The organism is Burkholderia sp. Bp9099, from assembly GCF_003857805.1.
Taxonomy (GTDB): Bacteria; Pseudomonadota; Gammaproteobacteria; order Burkholderiales; family Burkholderiaceae; genus Burkholderia.
Window position 1 is genome coordinate 11,918 of the sequence record NZ_QTPU01000027.1, and the last position, 18,239, is coordinate 30,156.

At 68.7% G+C, this 18,239-nt stretch carries 13 protein-coding genes; 7 read left to right on the plus strand and 6 right to left on the minus strand.

Annotated elements, in window-relative coordinates; all coding sequences use genetic code 11:
- Nucleotides 1-356: 356 nt before the first annotated feature.
- Nucleotides 357-1,436 carry a porin gene (locus tag DIE17_RS27845; RefSeq protein ID WP_044847749.1) on the plus strand — a complete coding sequence of 360 codons (1,080 nt, stop codon included), beginning with the start codon at nt 357-359 and terminating at the stop codon, nt 1,434-1,436.
- Nucleotides 1,437-1,600: 164 nt separating this feature from the next.
- Here the strand turns inward: DIE17_RS27845 and DIE17_RS27850 are convergent, their stop codons facing one another.
- On the minus strand, nt 1,601-1,939 hold the full coding sequence (locus tag DIE17_RS27850; protein WP_006398637.1) for a P-II family nitrogen regulator: 339 nt from the start codon (nt 1,937-1,939) through the stop codon (nt 1,601-1,603).
- A gap of 103 nt (nt 1,940-2,042) precedes the next feature.
- Nucleotides 2,043-3,764 carry an NAD+ synthase gene (locus tag DIE17_RS27855; RefSeq protein WP_124488438.1) on the minus strand — a complete coding sequence of 574 codons (1,722 nt, stop codon included), beginning with the start codon at nt 3,762-3,764 and terminating at the stop codon, nt 2,043-2,045.
- A gap of 109 nt (nt 3,765-3,873) precedes the next feature.
- Between DIE17_RS27855 and DIE17_RS27860 the strand changes: the two genes are divergently transcribed.
- Together DIE17_RS27860 and DIE17_RS27865 are read left to right on the plus strand one after the other, a co-directional pair.
- On the plus strand, nt 3,874-5,052 hold the full coding sequence (locus DIE17_RS27860) for a GNAT family N-acetyltransferase (RefSeq protein WP_124521571.1): 1,179 nt from the start codon (nt 3,874-3,876) through the stop codon (nt 5,050-5,052).
- Nucleotides 5,053-5,132: 80 nt separating this feature from the next.
- Nucleotides 5,133-6,044 (plus strand): GIY-YIG nuclease family protein, encoded by a 912-nt coding sequence (locus DIE17_RS27865; protein WP_124521570.1) that lies wholly within the window; start codon nt 5,133-5,135, stop codon nt 6,042-6,044.
- Between the two features lie 56 nt (nt 6,045-6,100).
- On the opposite strand, the gene ppa is transcribed toward DIE17_RS27865, so the two are convergent.
- Nucleotides 6,101-6,628, minus strand: a complete 528-nt coding sequence (gene ppa, locus DIE17_RS27870; protein ID WP_011885693.1) for an inorganic diphosphatase — start codon at nt 6,626-6,628, stop codon at nt 6,101-6,103.
- A 273-nt stretch (nt 6,629-6,901) separates the two neighbouring features.
- Between ppa and DIE17_RS27875 the strand changes: the two genes are divergently transcribed.
- The 3 genes from DIE17_RS27875 (at nt 6,902) to DIE17_RS27885 (ending at nt 10,615) form a co-directional block, all read left to right on the plus strand.
- The gene (locus DIE17_RS27875; RefSeq protein WP_124488441.1) at nt 6,902-8,341 is read left to right on the plus strand and encodes an aldehyde dehydrogenase family protein; all 1,440 of its coding nucleotides are present in this window, start codon (nt 6,902-6,904) and stop codon (nt 8,339-8,341) included.
- Between the two features lie 76 nt (nt 8,342-8,417).
- Entirely contained in the window at nt 8,418-9,176 is a 759-nt protein-coding gene (locus DIE17_RS27880) for an SDR family oxidoreductase (protein WP_044847736.1), read from the plus strand.
- A gap of 134 nt (nt 9,177-9,310) precedes the next feature.
- On the plus strand, nt 9,311-10,615 hold the full coding sequence (locus DIE17_RS27885) for an MFS transporter (RefSeq protein WP_124521568.1): 1,305 nt from the start codon (nt 9,311-9,313) through the stop codon (nt 10,613-10,615).
- A gap of 165 nt (nt 10,616-10,780) precedes the next feature.
- Here the strand turns inward: DIE17_RS27885 and DIE17_RS27890 are convergent, their stop codons facing one another.
- Genes DIE17_RS27890 through hemC form a run of 3 tightly spaced genes read right to left on the minus strand, consistent with a single transcriptional unit; the run spans nt 10,781 to nt 14,927 of the window.
- On the minus strand, nt 10,781-11,968 hold the full coding sequence (locus tag DIE17_RS27890) for a heme biosynthesis protein HemY (RefSeq protein WP_124488443.1): 1,188 nt from the start codon (nt 11,966-11,968) through the stop codon (nt 10,781-10,783).
- A gap of 2 nt (nt 11,969-11,970) precedes the next feature.
- Complete coding sequence (gene hemDX, locus DIE17_RS27895; RefSeq protein WP_124521567.1) at nt 11,971-13,941, minus strand: fused uroporphyrinogen-III synthase HemD/membrane protein HemX; 1,971 nt, start codon at nt 13,939-13,941, stop codon at nt 11,971-11,973.
- Nucleotides 13,941-14,927 (minus strand): hydroxymethylbilane synthase, encoded by a 987-nt coding sequence (gene hemC, locus DIE17_RS27900; RefSeq protein WP_044847732.1) that lies wholly within the window; start codon nt 14,925-14,927, stop codon nt 13,941-13,943. The genes hemDX and hemC overlap by 1 nt, the downstream gene beginning before the upstream one ends.
- A 217-nt stretch (nt 14,928-15,144) precedes the next feature.
- Between hemC and ppc the strand changes: the two genes are divergently transcribed.
- Complete coding sequence (gene ppc, locus DIE17_RS27905; RefSeq protein WP_124521566.1) at nt 15,145-18,150, plus strand: phosphoenolpyruvate carboxylase; 3,006 nt, start codon at nt 15,145-15,147, stop codon at nt 18,148-18,150.
- Nucleotides 18,151-18,239: the final 89 nt, after the last annotated feature.

Below are 18,239 nucleotides of genomic sequence, written 5' to 3' on the forward strand. Positions count from 1 at the left end.
TCGACGGCCCCTTGGGCACCCGCTGCGCACTGTGTTGCATGGCAAATTGGCGACACGTGTTAGTCAAACAACGATTTCCATCGCCACAAAATTGTATTTTTGCTAAATTAGTAACCAAAGTAGCAAAACGAAGTTCGTGAAATGTAGTTTAGCTTCACGACACAACAAGGAGACCCCGCAAGCCGACCCGGCCGCGCGGGACCGCTCAACGGTTTTCCGTCCGCTTGCCCGCGTGCCGCGCTTACCGGCCCTGCACGAGGTCTCCCTGGTTATCCCGCTTTTCGCTTTTGCCCGGCGCTCGCTGCTCCGGGCATCTCGTGCAGTCTGGGTTGACTTTTTGACAGGGTATGGAGGAGATGATGAAGAAAGCTTTGGTCGCGGCCGCGCTGATGGCTGCTGGGGTGGTTACGGCGCACGCGCAGAGCAGCGTCACGCTGTATGGTCGCCTGGATGCCGGCCTCGAGTACCTGAACGGCCTGCAGAACGGCCACCAAGTGCGCGCGGAAAGTGGCGACTGGGGCACGAGCCTGTGGGGCTTGAAGGGCAGCGAGGACATCGGCGGCGGCAACAAGGTCCTGTTCCACCTCGAAGGCGCGTTCAACACGATGACGGGCGGCTTCAGCGGCTCGATCTGGGATCGTTTCGCGACCGTCGGCATCTCCAACGACCGCTACGGTACGCTGCTGCTGGGTCGCGAACTCGCGATCGCGAACGGCGTGTGGGACTTCGATCCGCTGGGCCAGTCGAGCTGGTCGTCGGCATCGCTCGTGCGCGGCCGCAACTGGAACAAGACCAGCAACAACGTGTCGTACCAGTCGCCGCAGTTCTACGGCCTCGACTTCTACGGCCAGTTCGCGTTCTCGAACTCGACCAGCTTCAACGGCAACACGACGGCCGGCCAGCCTGGTCGTGCAGCCGGCGCACAGGTCACGTACACGAACTCGCTGTTCCAGTTGCGCGGCATCTACGACGAAACGCGCGACAGCAACGGCCGCTTCTCGGACGTGTTCAACTACTCGCGTGAATACTTCGCGGGCCTGAACGTGTTCCTCGGCCAGTTCAAGCTGCAGGCGGCTTACCAGTCGTCGCATGCTGACGGCAGCGGCGGCCCGGCCGTCAACAACGGCATCACCGGCACCCAGCAGGTCTGGGGCGGCGTGACGTGGCAGGCCACGCCGGCGGCAGCGCTGATCGCGGCCGTGTACCACGTGAACGCCAACCACGGCGGCGGCAACGCGAACATCTACACGGTCGGCGGTTCGTACAACATCTCGAAGCGCACGCTGTTCGACGTGCAGGTCGCGACGGTGCGCAACAGCTCGACGGCCAACTTCGGCCTGAACGCGAACGGTGCAGGCACCGCCGTGTCGACGGGCAACCCGCATCCGGGCGGCAGCCAGACCGGCGTCTACGCCGGCATCCAGCACCTGTTCTGATCAGGCGCCGTCCAGAGAACGATTCGACAACACTTTCCACGCTGCTGCGAGAGGCGCGTATCGGTGCGGTACCCTCCCGGGTATCCGCACCGTTTTTTATTGGCGGTCCGGGATCGTGCGATCCGCGGCCCGATCTGCCCTGCCGAACGGGCCGGATGCGGCGCTCAGACCGCCGCTTCGTTCTCTTCGCCGGTGCGGATGCGGATCACGCGCTCGACGTCCGACACGAAGATCTTGCCGTCGCCGATCTTGCCCGTGCGCGCCGCGCCGATCACCGCGTCGATCACCTGGTCGACCTGCGCTTCCGCGACGACCACCTCGATCTTCATCTTCGGCAGGAAGTCGACCACGTATTCGGCGCCGCGATACAGCTCGGTGTGCCCCTTCTGGCGGCCGAAGCCCTTCACTTCCGTCACGGTCAGGCCGGTGAGGCCCACTTCGGCGAGCGCTTCGCGGACTTCGTCCAGCTTGAACGGCTTGATGATGGCGGTGATGCGTTTCATGATGGTTGTCCCTTAATGCTCGTTTGGATGAAAAATCGCAATCCCGATTTTAAGCCGTAAGTGTAAGCCGTAAGCCGGCCGGCCGCGCACAGCGCGGCGCGGCTCAGTCGAGACGTTCGGTAAAGCGTGACGTGATCGGATAGCGCCAGTCGCGTCCGAACGCGCGATGCGTGACGCGAATGCCGATCGGCGCCTGGCGGCGCTTGTATTCGTTGATCTTGATGAGCCGCGTCACGCGCGCGACGTCGGCCTCCGCATAGCCGGCCGCGACGATCTCCGCGAGCGGCCGGTCCTCCTCCATGTACATCCGCATGATCGCGTCGAGCACGTCATACGGCGGCAGGCTGTCCTGGTCCGTCTGGTTCTCGCGCAACTCGGCCGACGGCGCGCGCGTCAGGATCCGCTCGGGGATCACGTCGCGCAGCCCGTAGTCCGCAGTGGCGTTGCGATAGCGGCACAGCCGGTAGACCAGCGTCTTCGCGATGTCCTTGATCACCGCGAAGCCGCCGGCCATGTCGCCGTACAGCGTGCAGTAGCCGACCGCCATCTCGCTCTTGTTGCCGGTCGTCAGCACGATCGAGCCGAACTTGTTCGACAGCGCCATCAGCAGCGTGCCGCGGATGCGCGCCTGGATGTTCTCTTCCGTCGCGTCCTCCGCGCGGCCCGCGAATTCGCCCGCGAGCGCCGCGCGGAACGCGTCGAACATCGGCGCGATCGCGATCTCGTCATAGCGCACGCCGACGCGCCGCGCCATCTCCGCCGCGTCGGTGGTCGAGATGTCGGCCGTGTAGCGCGACGGCATCATCACCGCGCGCACGCGCTCGGGCCCGAGCGCGTCGCAGGCGACCGCGAGCACCAGCGCCGAATCGACGCCGCCCGACAGCCCGATCAGCACGCCGGGGAAACCGTTCTTGCCGATGTAGTCGCGCACGCCGGTCACGAGCGCGCGATAGACCTGCGCGTCGACCGGCAGCTCGGGCGCGATCGCACCCGGCAGCGGGCGCGCGCCGTCGAACTCGACGATCGCGTGCCCTTCGTCGAACTGCGGCATCTTCGCGACGAGCGCGCCCTCGCCGTCGAGCACGAACGAGCCGCCGTCGAACACGAGCTCGTCCTGGCCGCCGACGAGGTTCACGTACACCATCGGCAGCCCGGTTTCGCGGATCCGCGCGCGCAGGATGTCGATGCGCAGCGCTTCCTTGTTCATGTGGTACGGCGAACCGTTCGGGATCAGCAGCACCTGCGCGCCGGCGGCCTTCGCGATCTGCGCGGCCGACGCATGCCATGCGTCCTCGCAGATGATCACGCCGTATCTGACGCCGTCGAGCTCGAACACGAGCGGCTCGGTGTCGGTCGCGAAGTAGCGCTTCTCGTCGAACACGTCGGCGTTCGGCAGATCCTGCTTGCGGTAGGTGCCGACGATCTCGCCGCCGACGATCAGCGACACCGCGTTGTAGGTGTCGGCCGGCGGCACGCCGCGCTCGATCGGGCGGTTTGCATTACCATCGACGGCTGGCGCGTGCGGAGCGCCGCCCGACGGACCGCCGCCCGCGCTCCGCAACGGATGGCCGACCAGCACCGCGAGCCCGTCGAACGCACGCAGCGCATCGGCGAGCGCGTCGAGCGCGGCCGCCGCCGCCGTGTAGAACGCGGGCCGCAGCAGCAGGTCTTCCGGCGGATAGCCGGACAGCGCGAGTTCGGGCGCGATCATCAGGCGCGCACCATCGTTGTGCGCGGCGCGGGCGGCCGCGACGATCCGTGCGACGTTGCCGGCGAAATCGCCGACGGTGACGTTGATCTGGGCGAGAGCGAGTCGGGTCTTCATGACGGGATCGGCGCAGCCCGGCGGCGCGCCCTGAACGGCTGACGAAAACGCCTCGGAAGCGGGCCACGGCGGCACGCATCCGGCGGCATCCAACTGTACGGATTCACGCTTGAAACACGAACGCATCGATTATCGCACGGGCATCCTGTCGTCCCCCGCGGAGGTGCCGGCCGACGAATGGAACGCGCTGCTCGAGCGCGACGCGCAGCCGACGCCGTTCCTGCGCCACGAATTCCTCGACGCGCTGCACGTCGCGCGCTGCGCGGTCGACGACACCGGCTGGTCGCCGCACTTCGTCACGCTGACCGACGCGCGCACCGGCCGGCTCGCGGCGGCCGCGCCCGTCTATGCGAAACAGCATTCGTACGGCGAATACGTGTTCGACTGGGCGTGGGCCGACGCGTACCAGCGCAACGGGCTGTCCTACTACCCGAAGCTGCTGTGCGCGGTGCCGTTCACGCCCGTGCAGGGCACGCGCCTGCTCGCGGCCGACGACGACGCGCGCCGCCGGCTCGCGGCCACACTGCTCGCGTTCGCCGAGCAAAGCGACGTGTCGTCGCTGCACGTGCTGTTCCCGACCGGCGACGAGGCGCGGCTGCTCGAGTCGATGGGGATGATGCTGCGCGAAGGCGTGCAGTTCCACTGGCTCAACGACGGCTACCGCGACTTCGACGACTTCCTCGGCACGCTCGAGCAGAAGAAGCGCAAGAACATCCGCGCGGAACGTCGCAAGGTGCGCGATGCCGGCGTCACGTTCCGACGGCTCGCCGGCGAGCAGATCACCGACGCCGACTGGCGCTTCTTCTCGCGCTGCTACCGGCAGACCTATCGCGAGCACTATTCGAGCCCCTACCTGAATCTCGACTTCTTCCGCGCGATCGGCGCGACGATGCCGGAGAACCTGCTGCTCGTGATCGCCGAAGCCGACGGCAAACCGATCGCGAGCTCGCTCGCCGTCTACCGGCGCGGCGCGCACGGCCGCGGCGGCACGCTGTACGGCCGCTACTGGGGCGCGCTCGAACACGTGCCCTGCCTGCATTTCGAAACGGCCTACTACCAGTTGCTCGAATTCTGCATCGAGGCCGGGCTCGACACGTTCGAGGGCGGCGCGCAGGGCGAGCACAAGCTCGCGCGCGGCTTCCTGCCGACCGTCACGCATTCCGCGCACTGGCTCGCGCACCCGGCGTTCTCCGATGCGGTCGCGCGCTTTCTCGAACGCGAGACCGAGCATATCCACGCGTACGTCGACGAGCTGCGCGAGCACGATCCGTTCCGGCGAGGGCCGTGACGGCGGGCGCGAATCATGTCGCTTGCGGCGGCACGCGCCAATTCTGAGACACTGACGGCTTCGCATCCCGCCGCCTGCCCATGTCCTGGTTTCTGTATCTGATCGAGTGTGCCGACGACAGCGTCTACACCGGCATCACGACCGACGTCGCTGCGCGCTTCGACGAGCACGCATCCGGCAAGGGCGCGCGCTATACGCGCTCGCGCAAGCCGCGCGCGGTGCTCGCGTCGTTCCCGCTGCCCGACCGCTCGATCGCGTCGCGCGCCGAGTACTGGGTGAAGCGGCTGACCGCCGCGCAGAAGCGCGAACTGGCGGCAGGATTGCGGACGCTGGAATCGGTGCTGCCGGCTGTGGTGACGATCGACGGGGAAGTCGATGCGGACGGTTTGAAGGCCGGCACGCGGCGGCGGAAGAAAGTGAAGAAGGCGCCGCAGCCCGCCGAAATCACGATGCAGGCGGCCGAAACGGAACAACCCGTGAAGAAAGCCGCGAAGGCCGGTAGTGACGGGAAAGCATCGCGGTCCGGCAAGACCTCGAAGTCCGGGCAAAGCGCGCAGGCTCGTGCGAAGACGAAAGCAGCTCCAGCCAGCAAGCGCGCGACGAACGGCGACGCCGCCGAAGCAAAAAAGGCCTCGTCGCGCAGCACGGCGGCAAAGCAGGACGAGCCTGCCGTCAACTCGACGCCGAAACGGAAAGCGCCGGCCGCCGGCGGCAAGTCCGTCGCGAAGGCACGCGCCGGCAGCGCTTCGACATCGCCGGGGCGCCGCGGTACGTCGGCGGCCGGAAAGGCCAGAACCGAAGCCGTCGAAGCCGCTGCTCCGGCCACCACCGAGCGCGGCGCAACGGGCGCAATTCGCTCAACCGACTCAACGCGAGCGAAGCGTACGAAAACCTCGCCGAACGCCGGCTCCCAGCCCGCGCCCGCCCGCACGCGAAAGAGCACCACCACCGGCGCCAAACCGCGCACAAAACAAAACCGCGCGGCCTCCTGAGGAGACACGCGCGGTTTGCGTTCCGAACGAACCGGCCGCGAGGCCGGCCAGCCGGCTTACTTCTTGTAGTTCGCGGCGCCGTCGGCGATTTCCTTGTGCGCGGCGTCGATGCCGGCCCAGCCTTCGACCTTCACCCACTTGCCCTTCTCGAGCGCCTTGTATTGCTCGAAGAAGTGCTTGATCTGGTCCTTCAGGTACTCGGGCACGTCGTCGATCGACTTCAGGTTCGCCGTCATCGGGCAGACCTTGTCGTGCGGCACCGCAACCAGCTTCGCGTCGACGCCCGACTCGTCGGTCATCTGCAGCATGCCGAGCACGCGCGAACGCACGATCGAGCCGGCCAGCAGCGGGAACGGCGTGATCACCAGCACGTCGACCGGATCGCCGTCGCCCGACAGCGTCTGCGGGATGTAGCCGTAGTTCACCGGATAGCGCATGCCGGTACCGATGAAGCGGTCGACGACGAGGAGACCCAGCTCCTTGTCCGCCTCGTACTTCACCGGATCGCTTTGCGCGGGGATCTCGATGATCACGTTGAAATCGTGCGGCAGGTCCTTGCCGGCCGGAACATGATTGAAGCTCATAGCGCTCTCTGTTGGTCGATGGAATTCGGGACAGGGGCGCCGCGGCCGTTGCACCGCCGCGGGCGTCCCCGCAGGGAATGCGCCATTATAGCCAATCGACCGGTGGCGTCCGGATGACGATCGGCGCGATAATCGTTCCGGATGTCCGGCCATCGAACCCCGGGTGATGTTGCATGGAAGCCGAGCACGGGCTGAAACGCCAAGCCGGGTCGACCGCGAAGCATGGGACCCGAGTAGGCGCTAAAGCGCCAACTCGGGTCGACAGGAGCACGCATGGAAGAAGCGAAGCACTTCATCGCAGGCGAATGGACGTTGCCCGCGCAACTGGAGACGATTCCGGTCGTCGACCCGTCCGACGGCCAGCCGTTCGCGACGATCGCGCGCGGCACCGCGCCCGACATCGAACGCGCGGTCGCCGCCGCCCGCGACGCGTTCGCGGGCCCGTGGGGCGCGGCCAGCGCCGCCGAGCGCGGCCGCGTGCTGATGCGGCTGTCCGCGCGCGTCGCCGACCATCTCGAGGAACTGGCCGCGATCGAGGCACGCGACACCGGCAAGCCGCTGAAGCAGGCGCGTGCCGACGCCGCCGCGCTCGCCCGCTACTTCGAGTTCTACGCGGGCGCCGCCGACAAGCTGCACGGCGAAACCCTCCCCTATCAGGCCGGCTACACGGTACTGACGGTGCGCGAGCCGCACGGCGTCACCGGCCACATCGTGCCGTGGAACTACCCGATGCAAATCTTCGGGCGCAGCGTCGGCGCGGCGCTCGCGGCCGGCAACGCATGCGTCGTGAAACCGGCCGAGGATGCGTGCCTGTCGGTGCTGCGCGTGGCCGAACTCGCCGCCGAAGCCGGGCTGCCGGCCGGTGCGCTGAACATCGTCACCGGCTACGGCCATGAAGCGGGCGCGGCACTCGCGCGCCATCCCGGCATCGACCACATCTCGTTCACCGGCTCGCCCGCGACCGGCAAGCTGGTCACGCAGATGGCCGCCGAGAACCACGTGCCCGTCACGCTCGAACTCGGCGGCAAGTCGCCGCAGATCGTGTTCGCCGACGCCGATCTCGACGCGGCGCTGCCCGTGCTCGTGTCGGCGATCGTGCAGAACGGCGGGCAGACCTGCTCGGCCGGCAGCCGCGTGCTGATCGAGCGCGCGGTCTACGAGCCGCTCGTCGAACGGCTCGCCACCGCGTTCAACGGGCTGCGGGTCGGCCCGAGCCGCGCCGATCTCGACTGTGGCCCGCTGATCAACGCGAAGCAGCAGCAGCGCGTGTGGGATTTCCTGTCCGACGCGCAGCACGACGGCATTCCGATGGCCGGGCACGGCCAGGTCGTCGCCGACGCGCCCGAAAGCGGCTTCTACCAGGCGCCCGCGCTGCTGCGCGACGTGCCGGCGTCGCACCGGCTCGCGCAGGAGGAAGTGTTCGGCCCGGTGCTCGCCGCGATGCGCTTCGTCGACGAAGACGAAGCGGTCGCACTCGCGAACGGCACGCCGTACGGCCTCGTCGCGGGCATCTGGACCCGCGACGGTGCACGCCAGCTGCGTCTCGCGCGCCGCCTGCGCGCCGGCCAGGTGTTCATCAACAACTACGGCGCGGGCGGCGGCGTCGAGTTGCCGTTCGGCGGCGTCGGCCACTCGGGCCATGGCCGCGAGAAAGGCTTCGAGGCGCTGTACGGTTTCACGACGCTGAAGACGATCGCGATCCGGCACGGCTGAACCAGACGAACGCGGCCGGCAACGGACCGGCCGTGTCCCGCAGCACCCTGCACGCATCCAGCACAGGAGACACACCATGCGGTTGAGCGGCAAGACGGCCCTCGTCACGGGCGGCGGTTCGGGCTTCGGCGAAGGCATCGCGAAGACCTATGCGCGCGAAGGCGCGAACGTCGTCGTCAACGACCTGAACGGTGCGGCGGCCGAGCGCGTCGCGAGCGAGATCGCGCTGGCGGGCGGCAAGGCGATCGCGGTCGCGGGCGACGTGTCGAAGGACGCCGACTGGCGCGCGCTGCTGCAGGCCGCGCTCGACGATTTCCATTCGGTGCAGATCGTCGTGAACAACGCCGGCACCACCCATCGCAACAAGCCGGTGCTCGACGTGACGGAAGCCGAGTTCGACCGCGTGTACGCCGTCAACATGAAGAGCCTGTTCTGGAGCGTGCAGACCTTCGTTCCGTATTTCCGCACGCAGGGCGGCGGCGTGTTCGTGAACGTCGCGTCGACGGCCGGCGTGCGGCCGCGCCCGGGCCTCGTCTGGTACAACAGCACGAAGGGCGCGATGATCACCGCGAGCAAGTCGCTCGCGGCCGAGCTCGGCGCCGACCGGATTCGCGTGAACTGCATCAACCCGGTGCTCGGCGAGACGGGCCTGATGACCGAGTTCATGGGCTGCGAGGACACGCCGGAGAATCGCCGCCGGTTCCTCGCGACGATTCCGCTCGGCCGCTTCTCGACGCCGCAGGACATCGCGAACGCGGCCCTGTACCTCGCATCCGACGAAGCCGAGTTCATCACCGGCGTCTGTCTCGAAGTCGACGGCGGGCGCTGCATCTAGCCGCACGGCCGTGATGGCGCCGCGCCGGCAGCGCCGGCCGGCGCCGCATCCACGCATCGTCATTGCTTCGCACGACACCGGATCGGGCGCCGCCGCGCCGGCTCCGGCCACCACAAGAAAGGACAGGAGACAACATGGCAACATCGACGCAGTCGCTGCCGGGCTCGTCCGGCGCATTCGAGGAAGCAACCTACCGCAAGGTGTCCTGGCGGCTCACGCCGCTCCTGCTGCTGTGCTACGTGGTCGCGTATCTCGACCGCGTGAACGTCGGCTTCGCGAAGCTGCAGATGGCGAGCGACCTGAATCTCAGCGATACCGTCTACGGGCTCGGCGCCGGGATCTTCTTCTTCGGCTACTTCCTGTTCGAAGTGCCGAGCAACATCATCCTGCACAAGGTCGGCGCGCGCGTCTGGATCGCGCGCATCATGGCGACGTGGGGCGTGATCTCGATCCTGACGATGTTCGTCACGACGCCCGCGATGTTCTACGTGATGCGCTTCCTGCTCGGCGTCGCCGAGGCCGGCTTCTTCCCCGGCGTGATCCTGTACCTCACCTACTGGTATCCCGCGCACCGGCGCGGCCGGATGACGACGTTCTTCATGACGGCAGTCGCCTTGTCCGGGGTGATCGGCGGGCCGATCTCCGGCTTCATCCTGAAGGCGTTCAACGGCGTGAGCGGCTGGCACGGCTGGCAATGGCTGTTCCTGCTCGAAGGGATCCCGTCGGTGCTGGCCGGCGTGCTGGTGTTCTTCGCGCTCGACGACCGGATCGCGAAGGCCAAATGGCTCACCGACGACGAAAAGGCGCTGCTCGCGCGCAACGTCGACGCGGAGGAAGCGACCAAGGAAGACCTGCCGCTCGGCGCGGTGATGGCGAGCCCGCGCGTGTGGCTGATGGCGCTCATCTACTTCTCGTTCGTGATGGGGCTGTACGGCGTCGGCTTCTGGCTGCCGACGATCATCAAGGCGACCGGCGTGACCGACACGTTCATGATCGGGCTGCTGTCGGCGGTTCCGTATGCGGCGGCGGTGGTCGCGATGATCCTGATCGCGCGCAGCGCGGACAAGCGCCGCGAACGACGCTGGCACCTGGCGATTCCGGCCGCGTTCGGCGCGCTCGGGCTCGTGCTGTCGGTGATCTGGGCGCACCAGACGGCGCTCGCGATGCTCGGCCTCACGCTCGCGACGATGGGCATCCTGACGACGCTGCCGCTGTTCTGGAGCCTGCCGACCGCGTTCCTCGGCGGCGCGGCGGCCGCGGCGGGCATCGCGATGATCAACTCGATCGGCAACCTCGCGGGCTTCCTGAGCCCGTACATGATGGGCTGGCTCAAGCAGGCGACGGGCGCCAACGACGCGGGCATGTACATGCTCGCCGGGTTCCTCGTGCTTGGCGGGCTGCTCGCGCTGTCGGTGCCGAAGCGGCTCGTCGACAAGTGACGTGACGCGGCGCGCCGCGATGCCGTTCGTCGCGGGCGAAAACGACTTGCCGCGCCGGCTCCGCGCGTAGCGTCCAGTCCGGCGAGGCGAGAGCGCATAAGAGAAGCCCCGAAGGCCATCCGGCGTTCGGGGCTTTTTTACGCGCGGCGGGCGAGCGCCGCCGCGTCAGACCACGGTGATCGCGAGCGCGCTTTCGCGGTAGTGCTTCGCCGCCTTGTCGGTTTCGCCGAGGTGCTCGAACAGGCGTGCGAGCGCACGGTGCGCACGCACCTTCAGCGCCTCGTTGTCGGCCTGCTTCAGCGCGGCTTCGAGGAACGACTGCGCCTTGCCCCAGAGCTGCTGCTGCTGGCAGAGACGGCCGAGCGCGAACAGCAGGTCGGCATCGTCCGGGTGATCCTTCCTCCAGCCTTCGGCCTTCTGGATCAGCGGCAGCGCATCGCCGCCGGCCGTGTCCGGATAGCGGCGCAGCAGGCGCGCATCCCAGTTGTGCGCGAGCGCGTCCTCGACGATGCGGCGCGCTTCGGTGCGGCGCTCGAGCGTCACCAGCAGCTCGGCCGCGAGATCGGCCAGGCGTGGCGACTGGCGCTCGAGCGGCGACAGCGACTGCCACACCTCGAGCAGTGCGTCCGGGTCGTGCCGGCGTTCGCGCAGCAGGTTCTCCGCCGCCTGCTGGCGCAGCCGCACGGCCGCGGCCGGATGCAGCGCCTCGCGTTTCTCGAGCGCCTTTGCGAGCTTCAGCACCTCGGCCCAGTTCTTCAACTGCTGCTGCGCGCGCAGCGCGACCTGCTGCGCATGGATGCGCTTGCCGCCCGCCTGCAGGTCGGCCAGCGCGGCGAGCGCGCCGTCGGCATCGCGCGCATCCGCGCGCATGTCGGCCGCGGCGAGCAGCCGTGCGTCCTGCCATTCCGGCGCGTCGACCTTCGACAGCCAGTCGTCGCGGCGCGTGTACTCGTGCATCCGGTGCGCGGCGGTGGCCCCGACGAGACTCGCGGCGCCCTGGTTCGCATCGACCGCGAGCGCGTCGCGCGCAGCCTTCTCGGCGCGCGAGAAGCGGCCCGCGTACAGGTTCGCGATCGCGTCGCGCAGCGACGCCTGCGCCTTCTCGTTGCGCGAACGCGCACGATACGCGGCGACCCGCTGCGGCATGCGCCAGATGTTGCGCACGATGCGCAGCAGCGCGTACACGACGATGAACAGCACGACGATGGAGATCACGAACAGGTTCAGCGACACGTCGACCCGGTACGGCGGATAGACGAGCAGCACCTGCCCCGCGTCGAAATGGCCGACGGTGGCGAGTGCCGCGGCGATCGCGAACAGGATCGCGAGCCAGACGATTCCTCGAAGCGTCATCGTTACCCCCGGCTCTTGAACTGCTGAACGGCGTTCAGGCTCGTGTTCAGGTTCGGCACCGCAACCGTCAGCGATGCACCGTCGACCTGCTTGAGCAGATCCTCGACGGTCTGCGTGTCCTTCGATGCCTGGTCGAAATACTTGCCGAGCGACGCCTGCGCGGCGTGCAGGTCGGCCTTCATCGCGCCGTCGTTGCGCGCGAGCAGCGACAGCCGCGCCGTGAGCAGGCGCAGCTTCACGTTCTCGCGCACGAAGTAGCCCTGGTCGGGCGACGCGAGCATCGCGTCGGCATTGTCGATCCGGCGCACCTGCACGAGGCCCTTCAGCTGCTCGCCGAGGCCGGCCGAGAAGTCATGCCACCACACCTTCCAGCGCGGCGTGTCGGCTGCCACCGGCGACGCGGCCTCGGCCGGAGCGGCCTTCGGCGACGCGTGCGGAACCGTCGCCTCGCCCGACAGCGGCAGCGCGTCGATCTTCGCGATCGCGTCGTCGAGCTTGATCGCGAGGCCCGTTAGGTCGGCCGACGGCGCGGCCTTCAGCTTCTCGATGTCCTGCGCGAGCGCCTTGCGCACCGTGACGGCCTGCGCGCTCTGCGACGTCGCGAGTCGCGCGTCGGCATTCTGCAGCGCGATCAGCGCGAGCTGCGTGTTGCCGGTGAGCTGCAGTTGCTGGCTCGCGCTCGACAGCATCTGATCGACTTCCTCGAGCATCCACGCGTCGCGGTTGCGCGACAGGTCCTGGTATTGCTGCTGCAGCGCCTGCTGCGCGCTCTGCGCGTCGGCGAGCTTGCCGTCGAGCTGCGCGAGCTGCGTGTCGACCTGGTGCGTGCCCGCGAGCGCCTGCTCGGTCTTCATGCGGATCTCGGCCGTCTGCGCATCGAGCGCCTTCTGGCGTGCGACGAACGAATCGTCGAGCCGGTCGACCTTGCGGTTCAGCGCATAGCCGCCGGCGCCCGCCGCGCAGCCGAGCACGACGACGACGAACCACAGCACCGCGCTGCCGCCGCGGCGCGCAGGCGGTTCGGACGCCATATAGGCGGGACGGGACGGCGGTGCGGAAGCAGCGGCCGGCTGGGAAGCGACGCTTTTGGAATCGTTGGTATCTGTCATGCGTTTAGTCACCGGTGCGGCTGTCGCCGGTTGGACGGCCTCGTCGGCCATCGTTCGAAACGCGCGGACGATGCGCTCATCGCCCGCGCCGGTCAGCGTAATCCTATCAAAACCCAGTGCGCGCGCGGTCTGCTCGATGCGCGGGTGCGGCGTCACGAGCGGCGCGTGCTTCAGCGCCTCGATCTCGGCGTCGTTCAGGTGCGTGCGCGCGAGTTCGTGCAGGTTGCGCACGCCCTCCGAGCTCGTGACGAGCCACGCGTGCGGCGCGCCGGCGAGCAGCGCATGCACGCGCTCCCACGCGCCGACGCGCGGCTCGGGCACGACGCGCCGGTACGCGGCCACCAGCGTGACGTCCGCGCCGGCTTCGCGCAGCCGCTCGGCGAGCCATTCGCGCCCGCCGTCGCCGCGCACGATCAGCACGCGCTTGCCCGCCAGCGCCTGCGCGCCGCCGAACGCGGCCTCGATGCTCGCGAACAGGTTTTCCGAATCGTAATGCGGGACGCCGCCGTCGGCGGGCGCCTGCGGCGCGATCACGCGATGCGCGGGCGCCGCGATGCCGTGGCGCTCGAGCGCCGCGACGCTGCCGGGCCCGACGACGCCGACCGGCAGTGCATTCGGCCAGATCGCGCCGTACTGCGCGAGTGCGCGGTCGATCGCGTTCGGCGATACGAAGATCACGAGCGCGTAGTCCGCGAGCGCCGCGAACGCGGCATCGAGCGGCGCCGGATCGTCGACCGGCGCGATGTCGATCAGCGGGAATTCGAGCACGTCGCAGCCGGCCTCGGCCAGTTGGGCCACCAGCGCGGCCGACTGGCCGTCGGGGCGCGTCAGGACGGCGGTGAACGCACGCGCGCCGCCTGCCATCAGGCGTCGCCCTTGCCGGCCTGCGAGCCGGCGAGCAGTGCGTTGACGATGTCGAGCGCACCCTGCGCCTCGAGCTCGTCGGACACCGCGCGGCCGAGCGCGAGCGCATCGGCGACGGTCATCACTGCGCCGCACTCCTCGGCGGTCAGCACGCGCCGGCCGTCGGTCGTCGACACGCGGCCCGTCAGGTACAGCTCGCCCGCGCGCCACACCGCGTGCGCGGCAAGCGGCACCTCGCAGCTGCCGCCGAGCGCGCGCGACACCATCCGCTCGGCCTCGACCGCGAGCGCGGTCTGCGGGTCGTGCAGCGGCGCGAGCCATCCGGCGACGTCCGTGCGGTGCGCGGCGATTTCAATGCCGAGCGCGCCCTGGCCGGCGGCCGGCGGGCTGTCCTCGACGTCGATCAGCGCGCGGATCCGCGCTTCGAGGCCGAGACGCTTCAGGCCCGCGGCCGCGAGGATGATCGCCGCGTAATCGCCGCGATCGAGCTTCGACAGGCGCGTGTCGAGGTTGCCGCGCAGCGGTAGCACGTCGAGGTGCGGATAGCGCGCGCGCAGCATCGCCTCGCGGCGCAGGCTCGACGTGCCGACGACGGCGCCGGCCGGCAGCGCGTCGAGCGACGCGTAGTCGTTCGACACGAACGCGTCGCGCGGATCCTCGCGCTCCATGATCGCGGTCAGCGCGAAACCGTCGGGCAGCGCCATCGGCACGTCCTTCAGCGAATGCACGGCGAGGTCGGCACGGCCGTCGGCGAGCGCATTCTCCAGCTCCTTCACGAACAGGCCCTTGCCGCCGACCTTCGACAGCGTGCGATCGAGAATCTGATCGCCACGGGTCGTCATCCCGAGGATTTTCACGTCACAAGCTGGATATAATTTGCGCAGCGCATCACGCACATGTTCGGCTTGCCACATCGCCAGGCGGCTCTCGCGCGAAGCGATCGTCAGCGTCGCGGGAGCTTGTGCCGCAAGAGTCTCGGAATTCATTGCTGGAACATCGAAGGACGGGATTGAAGATCGAACAATGGTAGCACGCACGCCCCGGCCCGCCCGGGCCCGGAGCCTGCGCCCGCCGCGCTTCGGCGCAGGCGGCGACACCGATGCGCGGATGTGCCGCACGTAGCTGGTTGCTTGACCGCAGTTCCCGTAGTTTCCGCAGTCCCCGCAGTCCCTTTTGACTCGAGCTTTCCCAAGGAAACCCATCGTGAAGTCTTCCGGATCGGCGCGTACGGCGCGCCGCAATGCTGCCCTGCCCTCCTCCGATGCCCCGACGGGCACCATCGCCACCGCCGCGAACGGCCGTGCGAAAACGGCAACGAAACCGAAAGACCCGATACGTCAGACAAAACGCGCGATCAAATCCGCCGCCCCGGCCGCCCGCAAGGCCGGCGCGGCGAAGCCCGGCGCCCGCACGCGCGAGGACAAGGACGGTCCGCTGTTCGAGGACATCCGCTACCTCGGCCGCCTGCTCGGCGACGTGGTGCGTGAACAGGAAGGCGACACCGTGTTCGACGTCGTCGAGACCATTCGCCAGACGGCGGTGAAGTTTCGCCGCGAGGACGACAGCGAGGCCGCGCAAACGCTGGAGAAGAAGCTGCGCAAGCTGACGCCTGAGCAGACGGTGAGCGTCGTGCGCGCGTTCAGCTATTTCTCGCACCTCGCGAACATCGCGGAAGACCGCCACCACAACCGCCGCCGCCGCATCCACGCGCTGGCCGGCTCCGCGCCGCAGCCCGGCACCGTCGCATACGCGCTCGAGCAGCTGAAGACGACCGGCAACGCGTCGAAGCGCCTGCTGCAGCGCTTCTTCGACGATGCGCTGATCGTGCCGGTGCTGACCGCGCACCCGACCGAAGTGCAGCGCAAGAGCATCCTCGACGCGCAGCACGACATCGCGCGCCTGCTCGCCGAGCGCGACCAGGAGCTGACCGCGCGCGAGCGCCAGTACAACGAATCGATGCTGCGCGCGCGCGTGACCGCGCTGTGGCAGACCCGCATGCTGCGCGACGCGCGCCTGACGGTCGGCGACGAGATCGAGAACGCGCTGTCGTACTACCGCGCGACGTTCCTCGACGAATTGCCCGCGCTGTACGGCGACATCGAGGCCGCGCTCGCCGAGCACGGCCTGTCCGCGCGTGTACCGGCGTTCTTCCAGATGGGCAGCTGGATCGGCGGCGATCGCGACGGCAACCCGAACGTGACCGCCCCGACCCTCGAAGAAGCGATCAACCGCCAATCCGCGGTGATCCTCGAACACTATCTGGAACAGGTGCACAAGCTCGGCGCCGAGCTGTCGGTATCGAACCTGCTGGTCGGCGCGAACGACGCGGTGAAGGCGCTCGCGGCCGCGTCGCCCGACCAGTCGCCGCATCGCGTCGACGAACCGTATCGCCGTGCGCTGATCGGCATCTACACGCGGCTCGCCGCAAGCGCGCGCGTGCGGCTCGGCGAAGGCACGGTGCCGGTACGCAGCGCCGGCCGCGGCGCGCCGCCGGTGCGCGCGGTGCCGTACGCCGACTCCGAGGCCTTCGTCGCCGACCTGAAGGTGCTGACCGCCTCGCTCGACGAACATCACGGCGCGTCGCTCGCCGCACCGCGCCTTGCGCCGCTCGTGCGCGCGGCCGAAGTGTTCGGCTTCCATCTCGCGAGCATCGACCTGCGCCAGAGCTCCGACATCCACGAAGCCGTGGTCGCCGAGCTGTTCGCGCGCGCCGGCGTCGAAGCCGACTACGCGGCGCTCGCCGAGGAAGACAAGCTGCGCGTGCTGCTGGCCGCGCTTGCCGATCCCCGCCCGCTGCGCTCGCAGTACCTCGAATACTCGGCGCTCGCGCAGAGCGAGCTCGGCGTGTTCGAGAAAGCCCGCGAGGTACGCGCGCAATTCGGCGCGCGTGCGGTGCGCAACTACATCATCTCGCACACGGAAACCGTCAGCGACCTCGTCGAGGTGCTGCTGCTGCAGAAGGAAACGGGCCTGCTCGAAGGCACGCTCGGCCACCATGCGAAGAACGGCCTGATGGTGATTCCGCTGTTCGAGACGATTCCCGACCTGCGCGACGCCGCGCGCATCATGCGCGAATACTTCGCACTGCCGGGCATCGACGCGCTGATCGCGCACCAGGGTGCCGAACAGGAAGTGATGCTCGGCTACTCGGACAGCAACAAGGACGGCGGCTTCCTCACGTCGAACTGGGAGCTGTATCGCGCGGAACTCGCGCTCGTCGACCTGTTCCGCGAACGCAAGATCACGCTGCGCCTGTTCCACGGCCGCGGCGGCACGGTCGGCCGCGGGGGCGGCCCGACCTACCAGGCGATCCTGTCGCAGCCGCCGGGCACCGTGAACGGCCAGATCCGCCTGACCGAACAGGGCGAGGTGATCGCGAGCAAGTTCGCGAACCCCGAGATTGGCCGGCGCAACCTCGAGACGGTGGTCGCCGCGACGCTCGAGGCGTCGCTGCTGCCGCAATCGAACGCGCCCGCGCAACTGCCCGCGTTCGAAGCCGCGATGCAGACGCTGTCCGACGCCGCGATGGCGTCGTATCGCGCGCTCGTCTATGAAACGCCCGGCTTCACCGACTACTTCTTCTCGTCGACGCCGATCACCGAGATCGCCGAGCTGAACATCGGCAGCCGCCCGGCCTCGCGCAAGCTGCAGGATCCGAAGAACCGCAGGATCGAGGATCTCCGCGCGATCCCGTGGGGCTTCTCGTGGGGCCAGTGCCGGCTGCTGCTGACGGGCTGGTACGGCTTCGGCAGCGCGGTGAGCGCGTATCTCGACGGCGCGCAGGACGCGGCCGAGCGCGCGAAGCGCGTCGCGCTGCTCAGGAAGATGAACAAGACCTGGCCGTTCTTCGCGAACCTGCTGTCGAACATGGACATGGTGCTCGCGAAGACCGATCTCGCGGTCGCGTCGCGCTACGCGCAGCTGGTCGCCGACCGCAAGCTGCGCAAGCACGTGTTCGAGCGGATCGTCGCGGAATGGGAGCGCACGTCGCAGGCGCTCGCGGAAATCACCGGGCACGAAGGCCGCCTCGCGACCAACCCGCTGCTCGCGCGCTCGATCAAGAACCGCTTCCCGTATCTCGATCCGCTGAACCACCTGCAGGTCGAGCTGATCAAGCGTCACCGCGCGGGCGACTCGAACGCGCGGCTGCGCCGCGGGATTCACCTGACCATCAACGGGATCGCGGCCGGCCTGCGCAACACGGGCTGATCCGAGCGCGGTGCGGGCCTGCCCCGCGCCGCGCCGTCATCGCGAAACGAAAGCCGCAAAACGAAAGCCGCGATACGCGACCACGCGTA